Source organism: Pseudomonas sp. JV449, assembly GCF_032424295.1.
GTDB lineage: Bacteria > Pseudomonadota > Gammaproteobacteria > Pseudomonadales > Pseudomonadaceae > Aquipseudomonas > Aquipseudomonas marginalis.
Genome location: NZ_VYKD01000031.1, coordinates 108,212 through 124,125, shown reverse-complemented (window position 1 = coordinate 124,125; position 15,914 = coordinate 108,212). Strand labels below are relative to the sequence as shown.

The following is a 15,914-nucleotide window of genomic DNA, read 5'->3' as shown; positions in this document are numbered from 1 at the left end:
GTCTAGAACCTCAGACATCGTCACGGAAGGATCCGAAAGATCTTGCGATTCAGAACTAAAACGGTACCTATAGCAACCGCTGCTCAATGATGTCTGGACAGGCAGGGTTCTGAACGACATCAAATCCTAAGGCCGCATGGGCGGCTAATGACGCAGGGCGAGGATGACGATACCGAGCGTGTGTTCCAGCAGAGAAAAAGGCAATTGGCTTATGAAGCATTCCCCACGTATGTGGGAATGGTACATTGCGAGCGCTCTCCAAATCTCCATGATGGGGAACCACTACAGCCGAATATTGCTGAGATGCAAGAGCACGCAAGTCCATGTCATGATCACTATGCATCCGAGCATACACGTAGTCACCTGGCAAAAGCGCTTCTAGCCCACCGCAAGCAGCAACCACAACAATTCCTTCACCATTTTGGTCACTATAGGAAGGCTTCGTCCTGGCCAATGCTAGATAATTAGTGCTATCAAATCTTACCGTGCATGAGTCTAGAGCTTTAACTTTTTTAACTATTGCGGAAGACCTATGTGCGAGAAAAGAAGTACCTATCGGAAAAAAGATCGTTGCCACTTGATTGCAAATGGCGGTATCCCATTCAAGCAAGCGCCAGTGATCGGAGTCCAGGTGTGAAATAATTGCTGTAAGGTTTTTTTGGGTTAAGATCGACCGAAGATCATTTCGAAAAATACTGCCACCTGAATGGTAATTGCGTTGATAGTCTTGCCTTGTGACAGGCTTCCCAGCACCAGCGTCTATTAAAAACTGTTGATCCGCATAAGTGTATACGGAACACATGCCCTGTCCCACATGAAACGTGCTGAGCGATGCAACTGTCCATGGGTTGTTCATCGCTATGGGTTGAGCTTCATCAAGAGGAGGTAAACGAATTTTTTTATTTAAAACATTGATGGCGCGGATATTAATGATTGTGGTCCGGACTCAATGAATGCTTCATAAGCGTAGCTGCTCGCTGAGCGCGCTGTCGGCTCGAAATCAACATGAATCCAAAGGCAGCCTAAGTCACTTAGAAAATCTCCATGCTTAATAAAACTATCTCCCCATCGGAAAGATAATTGAATGGCTTTCCAAAATACCATTGCTTCAATGTCAATCACATAGGTTTGGCATCCTCTCTCGTCTAGAAAGGATTCGTTCTCGAAATCATTAGATGAGACTCCGAATAGTCGAACGCACTCTTGTTGGGGAGGATAGTCTTGGATTGTCTCAACTTTATCTAGCTGTGCAAAAAATCCTCCCGCAGGTAAGGAATTTGGGGGGAGCTGATCATTAGATAATTTTCCTCGCACGGCGAATGTCCTCTGGGTCTAATCAGCATAATTTGCGAATTTTGTGTCGTGGCTTATGCCTATCACGGCTAGCGAGCGATTTTCAATCTGATTATATTCCGCAAGTAGGTTTTATGATCGAGATAGAACAATTTTTTTGAATCTCTCGTTGCCCAGAAACTCGAATTTTCGCTGAAACAAGGCGGCCAACCGAGCATCTGCTGTCGCGAAGAAAACCTGCTTGCGCATACTAACGGCAAGATCACGCAGATAGTCCAGGAATGACAGCGCGTTCAAATCATCAATGTGCGCAATAGGGTCATCGATCAACAGCACCGGCGGGGCAGTTTCTGCGCTGCGGTTCAACGCTAGAAATATCGAAAGCGCTAAAGCGGCACGCTGGCCTGTACTAACCTGCGTAGCTGAATGCGTACGATGCCCATCTCGTGTGATGAGGAGATGCTCTCCATTGAAGTCTCCCAGCGTGTACTCTGCTGGAGAATGAATCCTGGCGAATATCTCGCTGACATGTCCACGTATCGACTCAAGAGCTTCCTGCGTTGCTTTCTCAAGGGAATGGTTTTCAACGATGTCCGCCAGTGCGTTAATGGCTATTGTGAGATTGTCCCTCCGGGTCGTTGCAGCCTTGAGAAGGTCAGAGCTCTGTTGAAGCTCCAAGGTTTTTGCGCTTAGCTCGGTGCGCGCTTCTGTTTCCATATTTTCCGCATGCAGGGCACGGTCGAATGCATTAATTGCATCCTCGACAGCCTGCAAAATCGGTTCTAGTGGTTGATTTTCCGCAATAGTAATTAATTGGGCGGCATCCTCGAAGAAAAGCGTTGAAGCGTGGTGTCTTTCCAACTGCCGTTGGACCAAAAGAATCAGCTCCTTGGCGTTTTCCGCTGAAAGTCCTGTTGATACTGCAATTGCGCTCACCTGTGCATTCGTAAGCTTCAAAGCTTCGCGCACATCAACGGCAGATTCGTTCGTTTCCTCTGTGCTCGCCTGAATCTCTGCGATGCGTGTATTTATGACTGCCAGACTCGAATAATCCTGTTTAGTCCCCAACCATTGGATTGCGGCTGCCTCTGCGCCAGAGAAACCTGCTTGATCGGCCCCATACTGGTCGAGCGAACGCATGGCTGATTCCAGGCTTTCCAGCTCGATACTCGCTTCGATGAACTCATGATGTTTCACAAGCAGGCTTTGATGTAAATCGCGTACGGTAGTCGAATCCTGTGCGCCATTTGCATCGTGAAAGCGCTGCAATACCTGGAGCGCAGCTATCACTTCACGCTCTCGTTGGACACGATCTCTAGCAACCTGTGCTGCCTGATGAAGACCATTGGTGAAGCTTGAATTGTCAGAAGAGGTTAGCAATTCGATTTTATTAAGCAGCTCCCCATCTAAATGGGGGGTAGAGCAGACAGGGCAATGCAGTGCATCGCCTGTGTGATCAATGATGGATTGGACAAGTCCGCGTAGATCAGCACGAAGGGAAATTAACGACTGACCAAGACGCTCCTGCTGCAACAGGCTTTCGGAGGCTGATTTCTCCTGCTGCTCAGCGAGAGCGAGGCTGTCCGTGGCGACCTGAAGAGCTTCGGAGAGCCCACGAACGGCATATTCAACAGGTAGCTCATGGACGTCGTCCAAGGACGTTCCCGCGAGGGCGATTCTTGCATCAGAAACCACACGCTTGGTCTGCTCAATTGATCTGGCAAGCGCTGGTGCACCGGCCTCGCAGTAGATCGACCATATTTCTAGATCACCGAGTTCTTCCTTGTAGCTCTCAATCAGAGCTTCATACTCGCGGAGCTCCTGGCGCTTGTGTAGGTCTGACTCTTCCAGTTCCCGAATTTTTTCGAGCGCGGTGAGCAAAGCCTGCGCGCTCTGGCGTAGTTGAGTAATTGTGGCAGGCGAGGTTTGTGCCAGATTAATAGCTTGGTTTAGCCCTCGCAAAAGCGATTCAAGGCGAGTTCGGTCCGAGGGAGACAAAGGCTCATTGTCACCTTCTTGAATCCAGATAGCCCCGAGCTCACGCAAACTCGCACGAAATGATTTTGCAAAGGTTGAGGATTCAGTAGGGGAGTCCTGTAATCGCTTGACCTCGTTACCTAGCAGTTCGGTCTGCTTAAGCAGGGAAGGAATGCGTTCGCTGAAACTCGTGCGCTTCGCCACGGCGTCATCATGCAGCTTGTAGAGATCGGTCCAAAGTGCCGATGTTTCTCCACCTACCAGCAACAAACTCAGGTCTTGTTTTAGTTTATCTGGGGTCGATTCACCGGAGAGGCGGAATGCAGCATCGGTGTCCAAAAAATTGAATCGAGTGAATGACTGGGCGAGTGCGCCAGTATTTGGATTTGAGCGTCCATACCAGGCGAGATTGCGCGCCTTAAGGGTGGCCGGCAATGTGGTGCTCTTAACAGTGAGTAATTCACCGGATGCAGTGACGACATCCGCTTCGATATTTTTGAATGTGGCTTCAGGATCGCGACGGATACGCCCGCAATACAAGGCTTCGATGGACTCAAGCAACGATGTTTTGCCCGCACCGTTCTGTCCGAATATCAAATTCACATCGCCAAACTGAAACTGTTTTCCGCTGATGGCCGATCTAAATTCGCCTACCTGAAACCGACGAATCAACCCAGCGCTCAGAGGATCAGAGAGTGGCTGAGGAAGCGGCCGCGTTACCGGAATTGCATCGGCACTAAAGGCTTCCCCTGAACCGATCAGTTCGATTTGTTGGGTTCGCGCGCGTTTCTTCAACAAGCTGCTGAGAGCTGCCGCTCGTAAAATTTCTTCCCATTGAACGCTAGCATCTGTGGATACCAATGCGCTGTGTTCTTGAGTCGAGAGGGTATCAAAACGACCGAGGAGATCCTCCTCGGTAAGCACAAACTTTCTCGCAAAATGTCGATCCCCCTCGATGCGTGCTTTTGCTTCCAAAAAGCGATCGTTGATCTGCGATTCAGGGCCTGCCCAAAAGTACAGATAGCTGTTCCAGCGCTGGTCGCCATCAGCCGTGAAGAATTCACTCCCAAGCAAGCTTTCTTGAAATTTCGCAAGATTCGCTGCCCGCTGGATGACACTGTCTGAAAGGTCGATGTAAGCCGTGGCGAAGGTTTTTCCTTGATAGATGCGTTCCCCACGAAAAATGCCGTTGCCCAAGTCTTGAACCCGGGAGAGTTTTTCCGTGATCGTGCGACGTAACGAGGCTGAATCAACCATATGAGGGTTCCGTGTGATCGAGCGGAGTAACAGCGAGAAATTCGGTCTTGTCGTCTGCTGGGTCATCGAAGCGGGTTAGAGCATCAATTCCCGCAAACTTGAGTTCACCAAACTCCCGGTATGCAATGCACAACCGCTTTTGGTGGGGGCCACCGGCCTTGCGAAGCAGCTCATAAAGTTTGTCTGCGATCGTTTCTAATTCGTGAGGTGGGGGCAAGTCACCTAGGTAAGCGATGAGCGTGGGTTTGTTATCTGATGTCATCACATTGAAATTAGGATCTGCCGCGTCCCATCGCAAAATAGACGTTGCATCGACTCCGTCCACCTGCGGAGGCCATTCAACGCGGTTCAGTATTTCATGGTGAATTTGAGCCGCTGTACTAAGTCGTTGATGACGAAAATCTCGGCTTTCACGGTCCTGAGCGACGGTCAATCTGCGTACTACTTCGTCAGGGCCGATTTTGCAAGAGTCGATATCCTTCAGTGCCCACCAATTTGGGCGACCAGTGATTTGTCCGGCGCTTAACGCCAATGCACGCTCAATGGACAAGGGGTTTTGGGTGGCAATTACATGCTGCAGCGCTGATTGTGCCGGCGGGTTACCAGCAGCAAGCGCGGCGAACCCCGCATCAGGTGTCTCACCTGCTACCCACTCTTGATTTGCAGTTGCCCATACGTATCGCTGCAATGCAGTTGGGCCGTTTCGATTGGCCATGATTGCTTGGCCAATGGTTAACACTTTCGGTACTCGTAGCTCGAACACCGCTTCGTCATAGTGGAAAACAAGAGCGTGGCGTCGCTCGGTCATGTAGGCGTAGTAGAGGCCCAGATTGTGATTCGGTATGACAACCTCATCATTGGATGAGCAATCCTCCGCGGAGCAGTACCACGTCGATGCAGCGACGTTCCGCCAAGCTTCGGGAGCGGTTCCCGGAGTACCGTACTGAACGATGGACTGCGCCCAATTTAGGCAGACGATGTGGCAATTACTCGAGCGCGGGTCTGTGTTGAATGTTGTGGTGCGATAGTTTCGGTATGCTGCGTTACGCGGACTGGGATTGAGCTGAATATGAATCAGCGTAGAGCGATCATTGAAGTCAGCAAGCCAATCATCCCTTAACGCAAAGGCATCAGAACAGATGATCACGGCGGCGGAAAGACGACCACTACGACCGCGAAACCTATAGATCTGAGTTCCTCGACGTAACCATCGTTCTTCCAGAAATAGGGCGTCTCTGGAAGGGAATGTTTTGAATTGAACAAGCGCGACCAGTCTAGAAGACCCATCTGGTCGTGTGGCCTGAAACATCAAAACTACAGGATCGAAGAGATTTCGATCGATTTCCAAGCCTTGCCATGGCTCATGAATAACTAAGCAGTGGTCTGTAACGTTCTGTTGGAATTGCACCAGCGCCTCTTGGGTGATGCTTTCGCAGCCCAAAACCCAGAGGACCCCTTCAGCTGGCGTGATGCCAGTTGCTATAGCCTCCTCCAGCGCTGCCCACGGCATGAAGTATTCAGGCGTCACGGCAAGGTGCGCGCCTCTTTCACGCGCCATCCTTAGCATCGATAAGCTCTTGGCCCTGGCGAGGGGCACATCGTAGTTACCAATGCGCTGCTCTGAGGCAAAAATCGGCCCACAGGGTTGCAACAGTAAGCACGTGTAGCTGGCCTCCGTCGGCCGCAACATTTCCAGGTCGGGCTCTTGAAGACCGTGTTCCATGAGGGCTAACGATACATCGCGCGTCGGCATACTTTTTTGTCTTCCGTGAGGAGCCTCAACAATAGCCGCAAAATGGTGGCGTTGGGAGTCAGTCTGGCGAATGATTTATTTGCCGGACTCCAGCGTAAATCTCTCGCATGCGGCGCGCAGTTAAATCACTTGACCCAATTGGATCGGGTGAAGGTTTCTGCTTGGATCAGATTGGGATGCGCTCACCACCTGCGGTGTGCTGTCAATTGTGATTGCTGGGATTTGCACAATTAAGATTGTCTAGCGTAGTCTTTGTAGAAGGCATCCGGTAGGTGCCTGCCATCCACCACCGCAAAGCCAAGGCACTACCGTGACCGTACTGAACAAACCCTGTATTGGGTTCTCGTAGTGGATGACAGGCCCAGCCTCGGAGGCTGCAATGAAACGCACTCTTACATTCGCTGACGTACAACGCGTCAAGCATCTCGCCAGGCAATTCAAAGCCACTAACCCTGAATTGCCTCACACGAAACGTTTGGATTTAGCCGCTGCTGAACTGTTTGGTGCTCGAAATTTTCACGAATTGAGCCGATGGTTCGATGTGGTCATCAATCAGCATGTGGACACACCCGAGGGTTCTCATAGTGTTAGCCACTGTCTCTACTGTGATTATCGTTTCGCCGCTGACCTGAAGTCAGATCAAAAGCTGCATCGAGATTTTCACGAGCGCGTCATGGAGGCGGAAGAAAAGCTGAAGTACCGACCAGGTACTTTTGTAGAGCGCGAGCTAATGAAAAAAAACGGGTACGAAGAGGTGAACCACGGTAAAGAGGTGGCTGATCGGGTCGAAGGTCTGCTGATAGTCACACGTGGTTGGTTTGACCGATCACTACACAGAGCGATCGACTCGGGGTATTGGAAAAAGCACCCCAGCTTCGAAGAGTACGTGGCAATGATGGTTCCCGAATTGGAAATCCTGCACTCGTCGCTGACTCCTATTCTGGTAGATCGCTATGGTCGGACTCCAGGAGTGATTCAGGAAGGTGAAGTCTGCTGGTCTCCGCGCTAACTCACACGTTAGGTTCAGTCCTATTTGGCTGAGAAGCTTTCACCTTTTTAGCCCCTTGCATCGTGCTGAGGCAAGGGGCATTTAAGCATCTCCCATCATCAACAGATCACGGCTGAAGGGCTAGATAGATGGCATGAGCTATCTGATAGTCGACCAGATGCTTACCGTGCGCGTAGGCGGTAACCGTCCGAGCAACACATCTTCCTGATGCCATCGGTTAAGGCGATGGTGTCCACCTAAATTTAAGTGGACACCATTTTTAGCCTTTTTAAGCGGACGCCCATGCCACAAGAACGCCGTTCCTATTCCAAGTCCTTCAAGGCCCAGGTCATTACTGAGTGCGCCCATCCTGACACTTCAATTGCCAATGTCGCCTTGACCCACAACCTCAATGCAAACCTCGTCCATAAATGGATTCGGGTGCATGCGCAGAAAAACCTGGCACTGCAAACTGCCTTCATCCCGGTCAAGACTTCGCCGCCGGTGCCGATGCATCAGGCCCTTCCTGCCACGATCCGAATCGAAGTGCCGCATCCAAAAGGTGTAGTCGTGGTGAGTTGGCCAGCAGAAAATGCAGCGGCGTGTTCTGCTTTCCTACGAGACCTGCTGCGATGATCCGCGTCGATTCCATCTGGCTCGCCACCGAGCCCATGGACATGCGCGCCGGCACTGAAACCGCGCTCGCACGAGTCGTGGCGGTGTTCGGTGCGGCGAAGCCGCACTGTGCCTATCTGTTCGCCAACCGCCGCGCCAATCGAATGAAAGTGCTGGTGCATGACGGCGTGGGGATTTGGCTTGCCGCCCGGCGTTTGAATCAAGGACGCTTCTTCTGGCCGGGTGTGCGACACGGCTCCGAAGTTGAGTTGGATGCCGAGCAACTTCAGGCCCTGGTGCTCGGTTTACCTTGGCAGCGCGTCGGTGCAGGCGGAATCATCTCGATGCTTTAACATCTGCCATGGCGTGCTTGCCAGCGCAATTGGCCCATCAGTCTATCGTCGCCATCAGCCCTCTCTGGCAAAATCGGCGGCATGACTTTGCATCCAAATCTCGATCAATTAAACCCTGAACAACTGCGTGCCCTGGCGGCGCAGTTGATCCAGCGCGTCGAGACAATGGACAAGCAAATCACTCATCACAAGTCGGTCAACGAGAAACTGGCCCACGAGATCGCGCTGCTCAAACGCTTCAAGTTTGCCAAGCGCAGCGAGCAGTTGAGCCCGGATCAAGCCAGCCTGCTCGACGACTTGATCGATACGGATATCGCCGCTATCGAAGCCGAACTTGAGGCGCTGCAACCGGCACCTGTCGAAGCCAAAGTGCGCCAGCAACCCAAGCGCGCACCGCTGCCACCGCAGTTTCCTCGCACACTGATCCATCACGAACCGGACAACAGCCACTGCCAGTGCGGCTGCGCCCTCAAGCGCATCGGCGAAGACGCCAGCGAAAAGCTCGACTACACGCCCGGCGTATTCACCGTCGAGCGTCACATCCGTGGAAAGTGGGCCTGCGAGCAGTGTGAAACGCTAATCCAGGCGCCGGTACCGGCGCACGTCATCGACAAAGGCGTCCCGACCGCAGGCCTGCTGGCCCACATCATGGTGGCCAAGTTCGCCGACCATCTGCCGCTGTATCGCCAAGAGAAAATCTTCGGCCGCGCCGGGCTGCCCATCGCCCGTTCGACACTGGCGCAGTGGGTGGGTCAAACCGGCGTACAACTGCAACCGCTCGTGGAAGCACTGCGCGAGGCAGTGCTGGCCCAGCGAGTCGTCCATGCCGATGAAACACCCGTGCAGATGCTGGCACCGGGTGAAAAGAAAACGCACCGAGCGTATGTCTGGGCCTACTGCACGACACCATTCTCGGCACTGAAGGCGGTAGTCTACGACTTCAGCCCGAGCCGTGCTGGCGAACATGCGCGCAACTTCCTGGGCACTTGGAACGGCAAGCTGGTCTGCGATGGCTTCGCAGGCTACAAGGCCGGCTTCGAAGGGGGCATCACCGAAATCGGCTGCATGGCCCATGCTCGCCGCAAGTTCTTCGACCTGCATGTGGCGAACAAAAGCCAACTGGCCGAACAGGCGCTGCACTCAATCGGCGGCCTATACGAGGTTGAACGAAAGGCCAAAGAGATGAGCGATGAAGATCGCTGGCGATTACGTCAAGAAATGGCGATTCCTATCGCGGAGAAGTTGCATGAGTGGATGCTGGCTCAGCGCGAACTTGTGCCCGAGGGCTCGGCCACAGCCAAGGCTCTGGATTACAGCCTGAAACGCTGGGTAGCGCTGACGCGCTACCTCAATGATGGTGCTGTGCCCATCGACAACAATCGGGTCGAAAATACGATCCGGCCTTGGGCCCTTGGCCGTTCGAATTGGCTCTTCGCCGGATCACTGCGCAGCGGTAAACGAGCGGCGGCAATTATGAGCTTGATTCAATCGGCACGCATGAATGGGCATGATCCGTTCGCGTATCTCAAGGATGTACTGACGCGGTTGCCGACACAGAGGGCCAGTGCAATTGACCAATTACTACCGCATCAATGGGCACAGGGCTCCTAACACGCTATGAGCTACATTCAGTCCGACGCGTCTGAATCTAATGGTGTCGATGGAGGTATTTGCCATGCGGGTTTTTTGTCATCCTGACTGTCGAAAATACGCCGCGCCTTGCGGAAATCCTCAACGTTCTCGACAACCCAAGTCCAGATAGGTGACATGCGGATCAACAGTCCCATACCCAGCGGCGTCAGCTCATACTCGACACGTGGCGGAATCTCACCGAACTCCCGCCGAACCACTAGCCCATCCCGCTCCATGGAGCGTAGCGTCTTGGTTAACATCCGCTGAGTCACCCCAGTCATCTGCCTTTTTATTTCGGCATGGCGCATCGTGCCGTAAACCCCCAGGGCATGCAGAATACCTAACGACCAGCGGCTACCTGCGTGAGCAAGCACTTCTCGTCTGACGCCATCATCGTCTTCTCTAAGCGTTCGGCAAATTGTTTCTGCCTGGCTGAGAGCCTCCTGATCGGTCATTTCATTCTCTGGTATCACAGGTGTGCCTTCTTACGAACGTTGCCTAATCGTGCAAGCATTTGTTCATCTTACAGGCAACAGGTCTCAGGAGAAATCATGACCGAAGTGACCCAGCTTTCCCCCCAATCCATTCTCGTTCTAGGCGCCGGTGAGCTTGGGCTGCCGGTTCTGCGCAATCTTGCGCGAGTAGCAAAGCGCGCGCCCGGCTCCACAATCAGCGTCCTGCTCAGGGATTCGACCATCAACACTCAGGTGCCCGAGAAAAAGGTCGAAATCGATGAGCTTCGAGATCTTGGCATCCAGATGGTGGCCGCAGATCTCGTGAATAATTCAATCGATCAGTTGGCTGAAGTGTTCGCACGGTTCGATACCGTAATAGGCTGCGCAGGCATGGTTGCAGGCCGGGAAACCCCGATGAAGCTGGCTACAGCAGCTCTCAAGTCCGGTGTGAAGCGCTACTTTCCTTGGCAGTTTGGTGTCGACTTCGAGGTAATCGGTCGGGGCAGTCCTCAAGATCTGTTCGATGCTCAGCTTGATGTACGCGAATTGCTTCGCGCCCAGGATAAAACTGAATGGGTAATCATCTCGACGGGTATGTTCACCAGCTTTCTATTCGAGCCAGTATTCGAGGTGGTTGACTTCGAAAACGATACCGTGAACGCGCTAGGCAGTCTTGAGACCAGCGTGACGCTCACGACTCCAGAAGACATTGGTGCGTTGACAGCGGAAATTGTTTTCTTCGAACCTCGCTTCCGCGATCAGATTGTGTACCTCTCGGGAGATACAGTGACGTACGGAGAGGTTGCGAGCCTCCTCGAACGTGTACTGGGTCGCCCGTTCAAACGTAACGTGTGGACTGTTCCGTACTTGCTCCAAGAATTGGAGAGAGACCCAACGCATCACATCAAGAAGTACCGCGCTGTGTTCGCCCAGGGCAGAGGCGTGGCCTGGCCTAAAGCAGGCACTTTCAACGCGCAGCAGTCGACTCAAGTCACGACCGCTGAGGAGTGGGCCCGTGCAAATCTGGCAACCTCATCAGCATAAGGGCAGTAGCTGAACGAACGTTCTCGCGCTCGGAGTTGACCTGCTAAAAAGCTCCTCAGTCTGATAATGGGCGCTGATAACCGAAGCTAAGGCGCGGAGAATGGGTCTGGTAATCCAAGACGACCGAATCTTTATCTTATCCGCACCATCTGCCGAGGTCTGAGGCGTCCCACTTCACTATCTATTGAGTTTTCTAAGCGCGAATTCCGAACCACGGTGACTTAACCAAGCGCTTACTAAAGCCTTGCAAATGAGCGTGGTTTTGAGGAGCACGGGGGAGAATGGTGTGGTCAAGGTGTGTCTGCCGGACGCTTACCCCCCCTCCCACATTTTTGAATGTGTTCACAACTCAAATGTGGGAGGGGGCTTGCTCCCGATAGCTGTTTCCTTGTTGGTGCATACCGTGGGTGGGTAATCACTTTTTAAGTGCGATAAATCCCTATTTCCTGGGTTTATTTATATCTAATGCACCATTTAAATTCACAAAAGCGACATTTTGCCCTGTCGCGGTGCGACATGAATTGATAAAGTCCGGCTCAATCTCACTTAAAAACAATCAATTTGCCGAGACTTCTCATGATCGAATCCGTCGAATCCTTCCTTGCCCGCCTGAAAAAACGCGACCCTGACCAGCCGGAATTCCATCAGGCCGTAGAAGAAGTCCTACGCAGCCTGTGGCCGTTTCTTGAAGCCAATCCCCATTACCTGGCCTCGGGCATCCTGGAGCGCATCTGCGAGCCGGAGCGTGCGATTACCTTTCGGGTGTCGTGGGTGGATGATCACGGCAAGGTCCAGGTCAACCGCGGCTTTCGTATCCAGATGAACAGCGCCATCGGCCCCTACAAGGGCGGCCTGCGTTTCCACCCGTCGGTAAACCTGGGGGTGCTGAAATTCCTCGCCTTCGAGCAGACCTTCAAGAATTCCCTGACTTCGCTGCCCATGGGCGGCGGCAAGGGCGGCTCGGATTTTGATCCCAAAGGCAAGAGCGATGCCGAAGTCATGCGCTTCTGCCAGGCGTTCATGAGCGAGCTGTACCGCCATATCGGCGCAGACGTGGACGTACCGGCCGGCGACATCGGCGTGGGCGCCCGTGAAATTGGCTTCCTGTTTGGCCAGTACAAGCGCCTGAGCAACCAATTCACCTCGGTGCTGACCGGCAAGGGCATGACCTACGGCGGCAGCCTGATCCGCCCGGAAGCCACCGGGTTCGGGTGTGTGTACTTCGCCGAAGAAATGCTCAAGCGCGACGGCCTGCGAGTGGAAGGCAAGCGTGTCGCGGTCTCCGGCTCCGGCAACGTCGCCCAATACGCGGCGCGCAAGGTCATGGACCTGGGCGGCAAGGTGATTTCCCTGTCTGACTCCGAAGGCACGCTCTACGCCGAAAGCGGCTTGACCGAGGAACAATGGTCGGCGCTGCTGGAGCTGAAAAACGTGCAGCGCGGGCGCATCAGCGAACTGGCCGGCCGTTACGGCCTGGAGTTCCGCGCCGGCAAAACCCCTTGGGAGCTGGCCTGCGACATTGCCCTGCCATGCGCTACCCAGAACGAACTCGACGCCGAAGCGGCCCGCACGCTGCTGCGCAACGGCTGCATCTGCGTGGCCGAAGGCGCCAACATGCCGACCACCCTTGAGGCTGTGGATATCTTTATCGAGGCGGGCATCCTGTTTGCGCCGGGCAAGGCATCGAATGCCGGCGGCGTCGCCGTAAGCGGCCTGGAGATGTCGCAGAACGCCATGCGCCTGTTGTGGACCGCCGGTGAAGTGGACAGCAAGCTGCACAACATCATGCAGTCGATCCACCATGCCTGTGTGCACTACGGTGAAGAGAACGGTCGGATCAACTACGTGAAGGGCGCGAACATTGCGGGCTTCGTCAAGGTTGCCGACGCGATGCTGGCCCAAGGCATCGTCTAGGCCTCGGCCTCGATGCGCAGCACTTCGATCAACTGGTCGCCGACGGGGCGCTTCCACAGTACCTCGTCCCCCACCTGGGCGCCCAGCAAGGCACGGCCCAGGGGCGAGCCCCAGTTGATCAGGCCGGCGCCGGCATCGGCCTGGTCTTCCCCGACCAATTGAATGCGCTGCTGCTCGTCATGCTCATTGGCGAACGTCACCCAGTTGCCGATCTGCACCTTGTCGGTAGACGTAGCGGGCGCCACCACCTGGGCGCTTTGCACGCGCTGGTTGAAGTAGCGCAAATCCCGCTCAAGGTCGGCCTGGCGCTGCTTATCGGCCTGTTCGCCCTTGGCGGACTCGGCGCTGTGCGCGGCTTGTAGCTGCGTAACCTTGGCCTGCAATTGCGCCAACCCTTGCGCGGTCAGGCGATTGGGCTGCTCACTGACCTGGCGCTCCACCGGCTGATCTGCCTGGGCGGCGGCGTTGTCCTCATTTACAAAAGCTCGGCTCATGACGTTCTCCCTCTATGGAGCTTGGGCCATGTTCGCCGCGCTTTAGTTTCGATGAATGTCTGAAAGCGACCTATTGCGAGCGATAGGCCCGCGCAGCATCCCGGTTCTTCTCCTGTTGCCAGGCGCGTTCACGGTCATCCCAGTGATTGTCCTTGTAGTCGCGCAGCTCCTCGTTCTCGTGCATGGCCTTGCACTGGCGAAAACCATCCTCCCAGCCTTCGGCGTAGACCCGGTCTTTCAGGTAACGCGGCACGTTTTTGCGAAACACCCCGGTGATCACCCCCGCCGCCTGGCGGCCGCTGCTGCACCCATCGTCAAAACCATCGGCAAAGGCGGGCGGATAGCCCCGAGCCAGCAATTCCTGATGGGTTGACTGGCAACCCGATAGCCACACCACCGCACACAGCATTACTGCATACCGCCACATTGCTTGCTCCCTGGCCGTTTCACGGCTGATAGGGGAAGTCTAGATAGGGATTTGTCGGGGAGGCGTGAAAGGGGTGTGAGAAAGGTGTGGAGCACGATGAGATCGAGCGGTGGGCACTGAAACTGTGGCGAGGGCGCTGGCTTCCGTAGGACCGCAAAGCTGCCCCAATGCTGACGGTGGATATTTTTTCGGTAGGAACGCTTCGCTTGGTTCGGTGGCTGCTGCGCAGCCCAGCGGAAGCAAGCTCTTATCAAACTTAAAATAACTCACTGATTTTAAAGAGTTAAAATTTCACACTAAAGTCTTGAGTCTTGCATAAATAATTTCAGGCAAGCGCATTCTTGTGGTGAGCGGGCTTGTCCCGCGTTGGGCTGCGCAGCAGCCCCAAAACCAGGCGCAGAGGAGTGTCTGATACACACATTTGTCTTCATCAGGGGCGCTTCGCACCCCAACGCGGGACAAGCCCGCTCGCCACAGATTTCACTCGTATTGAATAAGTGTTGCTCGATCTAATCTGGCCTTCAGGCGTAATAGCCCACGGTCCTTTTCAACTGATCGGCGTACTCATAAATCTCATCAATGGATGAGATAGCATGCCGAGTCTCATTTTTCTCCTCGTCGAATATTCCGAGGTATTTCTGACTTCTGTTGAAGTGAAGGCGACAAATCGGTTTACGATTGTTGTCGTCCAGCAGGATGCCAAAATAACTTTGGGTGTCTCGTTGAACGATTCTTTTGGCATCGACAACGGAGCGGACGACAGCCCGAACGATGTGATAGCCCTCAAGCTCTTCAAGCGTTGTCAGGATTTTATCTTCTGACTCGTCTCGATCCTGAATGTCGACATTTGTGCTGTTCGCCATCGTCAGTGACGCTACCGTCGGCTGAATGGCGCCGCTCATAGCTGACTTGAGCCGGTCATTGATTTGGTCATTCAGAAACTGAGCTAACGCTTTTCGTGTCAGTTCGAAAAATTGCTCACGGACTTTCTGCGTGATTGCTCCCTCGTAAACGCGGGATGCGAAAAATTTCACGAAGTCGTCTTCAGGTTTACTGACTTGGGCGCCAATAAGCTTCTTTAGCTGGCTGACGTATTTCAACTCCCCCGCAGCATTGATGATTGAGTCGACATCAAAGGCCGACTTTGTAAGCTTTATCAGCTCCGGTACGGAGTACTCATCAATGTCCAGCAAATCTAATTCTAAAAATGGTTTTTCGTCCATTTTATTAGGTGCATCCAGGTCGGTGAAAAACCTGTAGACCTGGCCGTTCGTGAGAATTGAGATTCTTGCGCTTGTGACGTGAAAGTATCGAAACAGCTGTGATGCGTGATTAATGCTCAATGACTCGCCGATTTTTTTGCATTCGATGAGTATTTGAACCTCTCCGTTTTTCATAATCGCGTAGTCGATTTTTTCGCCTTTTTTTGTCCCTATGTCGCAGACAAACTCAGGCGTTACCTCCTGTGGATCAAACACGTCGTAACCCAAAACCGTGTTGATAAAAGGCATTACGAAAGCGTTTTTTGTTGCTTCTTCTGTTTGGATGGCGGGGCCTTGCAACCGAACTTTTGCTGCCAGATTGGTGAGCTTTTCAAAAAATTCCATATAAGCCTCTTACCCTATTCGAATCCGTGTATAGATGTGATGGCAAATTGACTGCCATTCGATACTAGACACAAATCCTCACAAAGAAAATGGAGTGAGAGACAG

At 53.4% G+C, this 15,914-nt stretch carries 13 protein-coding genes; 6 read left to right on the top strand and 7 right to left on the bottom strand.

Translation table 11 applies throughout. The features are described from left to right. Positions 1–67: 67 nt before the first annotated feature. The 3 genes from F6S08_RS27250 to F6S08_RS27240 all read right to left on the bottom strand — a co-directional run bounded on the left by F6S08_RS27250 (position 68) and on the right by F6S08_RS27240 (position 6,280). The gene (locus F6S08_RS27250) at positions 68–856 is read right to left on the bottom strand and encodes a hypothetical protein (protein WP_315872583.1); all 789 of its coding nucleotides are present in this window, start codon (positions 854–856) and stop codon (positions 68–70) included. Between the two features lie 569 nt (positions 857–1,425). Further along, positions 1,426–4,527: an AAA family ATPase gene (locus tag F6S08_RS27245; RefSeq protein WP_315872582.1), complete on the bottom strand. Its 3,102-nt coding sequence runs from the start codon at positions 4,525–4,527 to the stop codon at positions 1,426–1,428. Then, entirely contained in the window at positions 4,520–6,280 is a 1,761-nt protein-coding gene (locus F6S08_RS27240; protein ID WP_315872581.1) for a hypothetical protein, read from the bottom strand. Before F6S08_RS27240 ends, F6S08_RS27245 begins: the two co-directional genes overlap by 8 nt. A 379-nt stretch (positions 6,281–6,659) precedes the next feature. On the opposite strand from F6S08_RS27240, the gene F6S08_RS27235 reads away from it, so the two are divergent. From F6S08_RS27235 to tnpC, 4 genes are all read left to right on the top strand, one after another. Then, positions 6,660–7,289, top strand: coding sequence for a hypothetical protein (locus F6S08_RS27235; RefSeq protein WP_315872580.1), 630 nt, complete (start codon positions 6,660–6,662; stop codon positions 7,287–7,289). A gap of 282 nt (positions 7,290–7,571) precedes the next feature. Then, complete coding sequence (gene tnpA, locus F6S08_RS27230; protein WP_003173944.1) at positions 7,572–7,904, top strand: IS66-like element accessory protein TnpA; 333 nt, start codon at positions 7,572–7,574, stop codon at positions 7,902–7,904. Continuing rightward, entirely contained in the window at positions 7,901–8,236 is a 336-nt protein-coding gene (gene tnpB / locus F6S08_RS27225; RefSeq protein WP_003177794.1) for an IS66 family insertion sequence element accessory protein TnpB, read from the top strand. The genes tnpA and tnpB overlap by 4 nt, the downstream gene beginning before the upstream one ends. Positions 8,237–8,317: 81 nt before the next feature. After that, a complete protein-coding gene (tnpC, locus tag F6S08_RS27220) occupies positions 8,318–9,847 on the top strand; it encodes an IS66 family transposase (protein WP_042944682.1) in 1,530 nt (509 codons plus the stop codon). A gap of 17 nt (positions 9,848–9,864) precedes the next feature. On the opposite strand, the gene F6S08_RS27215 is transcribed toward tnpC, so the two are convergent. Next, a complete protein-coding gene (locus tag F6S08_RS27215) occupies positions 9,865–10,323 on the bottom strand; it encodes a winged helix-turn-helix transcriptional regulator (RefSeq protein ID WP_003429427.1) in 459 nt (152 codons plus the stop codon). Positions 10,324–10,419: 96 nt separating this feature from the next. Here F6S08_RS27215 and F6S08_RS27210 point away from each other — a divergent pair, with 96 nt between their 5' ends. Both F6S08_RS27210 and gdhA read left to right on the top strand, forming a co-directional pair. Beyond that, positions 10,420–11,367 carry an aromatic alcohol reductase gene (locus F6S08_RS27210; RefSeq protein WP_003173940.1) on the top strand — a complete coding sequence of 316 codons (948 nt, stop codon included), beginning with the start codon at positions 10,420–10,422 and terminating at the stop codon, positions 11,365–11,367. A 576-nt stretch (positions 11,368–11,943) separates the two neighbouring features. Continuing rightward, a complete protein-coding gene (gene gdhA, locus F6S08_RS27205; RefSeq protein ID WP_065938305.1) occupies positions 11,944–13,281 on the top strand; it encodes an NADP-specific glutamate dehydrogenase in 1,338 nt (445 codons plus the stop codon). On the opposite strand, the gene F6S08_RS27200 is transcribed toward gdhA, so the two are convergent. The 3 genes from F6S08_RS27200 to F6S08_RS27190 all read right to left on the bottom strand — a co-directional run bounded on the left by F6S08_RS27200 (position 13,278) and on the right by F6S08_RS27190 (position 15,809). Then, positions 13,278–13,775, bottom strand: a complete 498-nt coding sequence (locus F6S08_RS27200) for a GreA/GreB family elongation factor (protein WP_065925346.1) — start codon at positions 13,773–13,775, stop codon at positions 13,278–13,280. The two genes, gdhA and F6S08_RS27200, sit on opposite strands and share 4 nt — an antisense overlap. Before the next feature lie 70 nt (positions 13,776–13,845). After that, positions 13,846–14,202: a hypothetical protein gene (locus F6S08_RS27195; protein WP_065925345.1), complete on the bottom strand. Its 357-nt coding sequence runs from the start codon at positions 14,200–14,202 to the stop codon at positions 13,846–13,848. Positions 14,203–14,723: 521 nt separating this feature from the next. Then, positions 14,724–15,809: a type I restriction endonuclease gene (locus F6S08_RS27190; protein ID WP_027605324.1), complete on the bottom strand. Its 1,086-nt coding sequence runs from the start codon at positions 15,807–15,809 to the stop codon at positions 14,724–14,726. Positions 15,810–15,914 lie beyond the last annotated feature (105 nt).

Bases quoted from the DNA above. Each gene is read 5' to 3' on its own strand.
- tnpC (WP_042944682.1), top strand. From the start codon at position 8,318: ATGACTTTGCATCCAAATCTCGATCAATTAAACCCTGAACAACTGCGT.
- F6S08_RS27240 (WP_315872581.1), bottom strand. From the start codon at position 6,280: ATGCCGACGCGCGATGTATCGTTAGCCCTCATGGAACACGGTCTTCAA.
- F6S08_RS27215 (WP_003429427.1), bottom strand. From the start codon at position 10,323: ATGACCGATCAGGAGGCTCTCAGCCAGGCAGAAACAATTTGCCGAACG.
- F6S08_RS27190 (WP_027605324.1), bottom strand. From the start codon at position 15,809: ATGGAATTTTTTGAAAAGCTCACCAATCTGGCAGCAAAAGTTCGGTTG.
- tnpA (WP_003173944.1), top strand. From the start codon at position 7,572: ATGCCACAAGAACGCCGTTCCTATTCCAAGTCCTTCAAGGCCCAGGTC.
- F6S08_RS27210 (WP_003173940.1), top strand. From the start codon at position 10,420: ATGACCGAAGTGACCCAGCTTTCCCCCCAATCCATTCTCGTTCTAGGC.
- F6S08_RS27250 (WP_315872583.1), bottom strand. From the start codon at position 856: ATGAACAACCCATGGACAGTTGCATCGCTCAGCACGTTTCATGTGGGA.
- F6S08_RS27235 (WP_315872580.1), top strand. From the start codon at position 6,660: ATGAAACGCACTCTTACATTCGCTGACGTACAACGCGTCAAGCATCTC.
- tnpB (WP_003177794.1), top strand. From the start codon at position 7,901: ATGATCCGCGTCGATTCCATCTGGCTCGCCACCGAGCCCATGGACATG.
- gdhA (WP_065938305.1), top strand. From the start codon at position 11,944: ATGATCGAATCCGTCGAATCCTTCCTTGCCCGCCTGAAAAAACGCGAC.
- F6S08_RS27245 (WP_315872582.1), bottom strand. From the start codon at position 4,527: ATGGTTGATTCAGCCTCGTTACGTCGCACGATCACGGAAAAACTCTCC.
- F6S08_RS27195 (WP_065925345.1), bottom strand. From the start codon at position 14,202: ATGTGGCGGTATGCAGTAATGCTGTGTGCGGTGGTGTGGCTATCGGGT.
- F6S08_RS27200 (WP_065925346.1), bottom strand. From the start codon at position 13,775: ATGAGCCGAGCTTTTGTAAATGAGGACAACGCCGCCGCCCAGGCAGAT.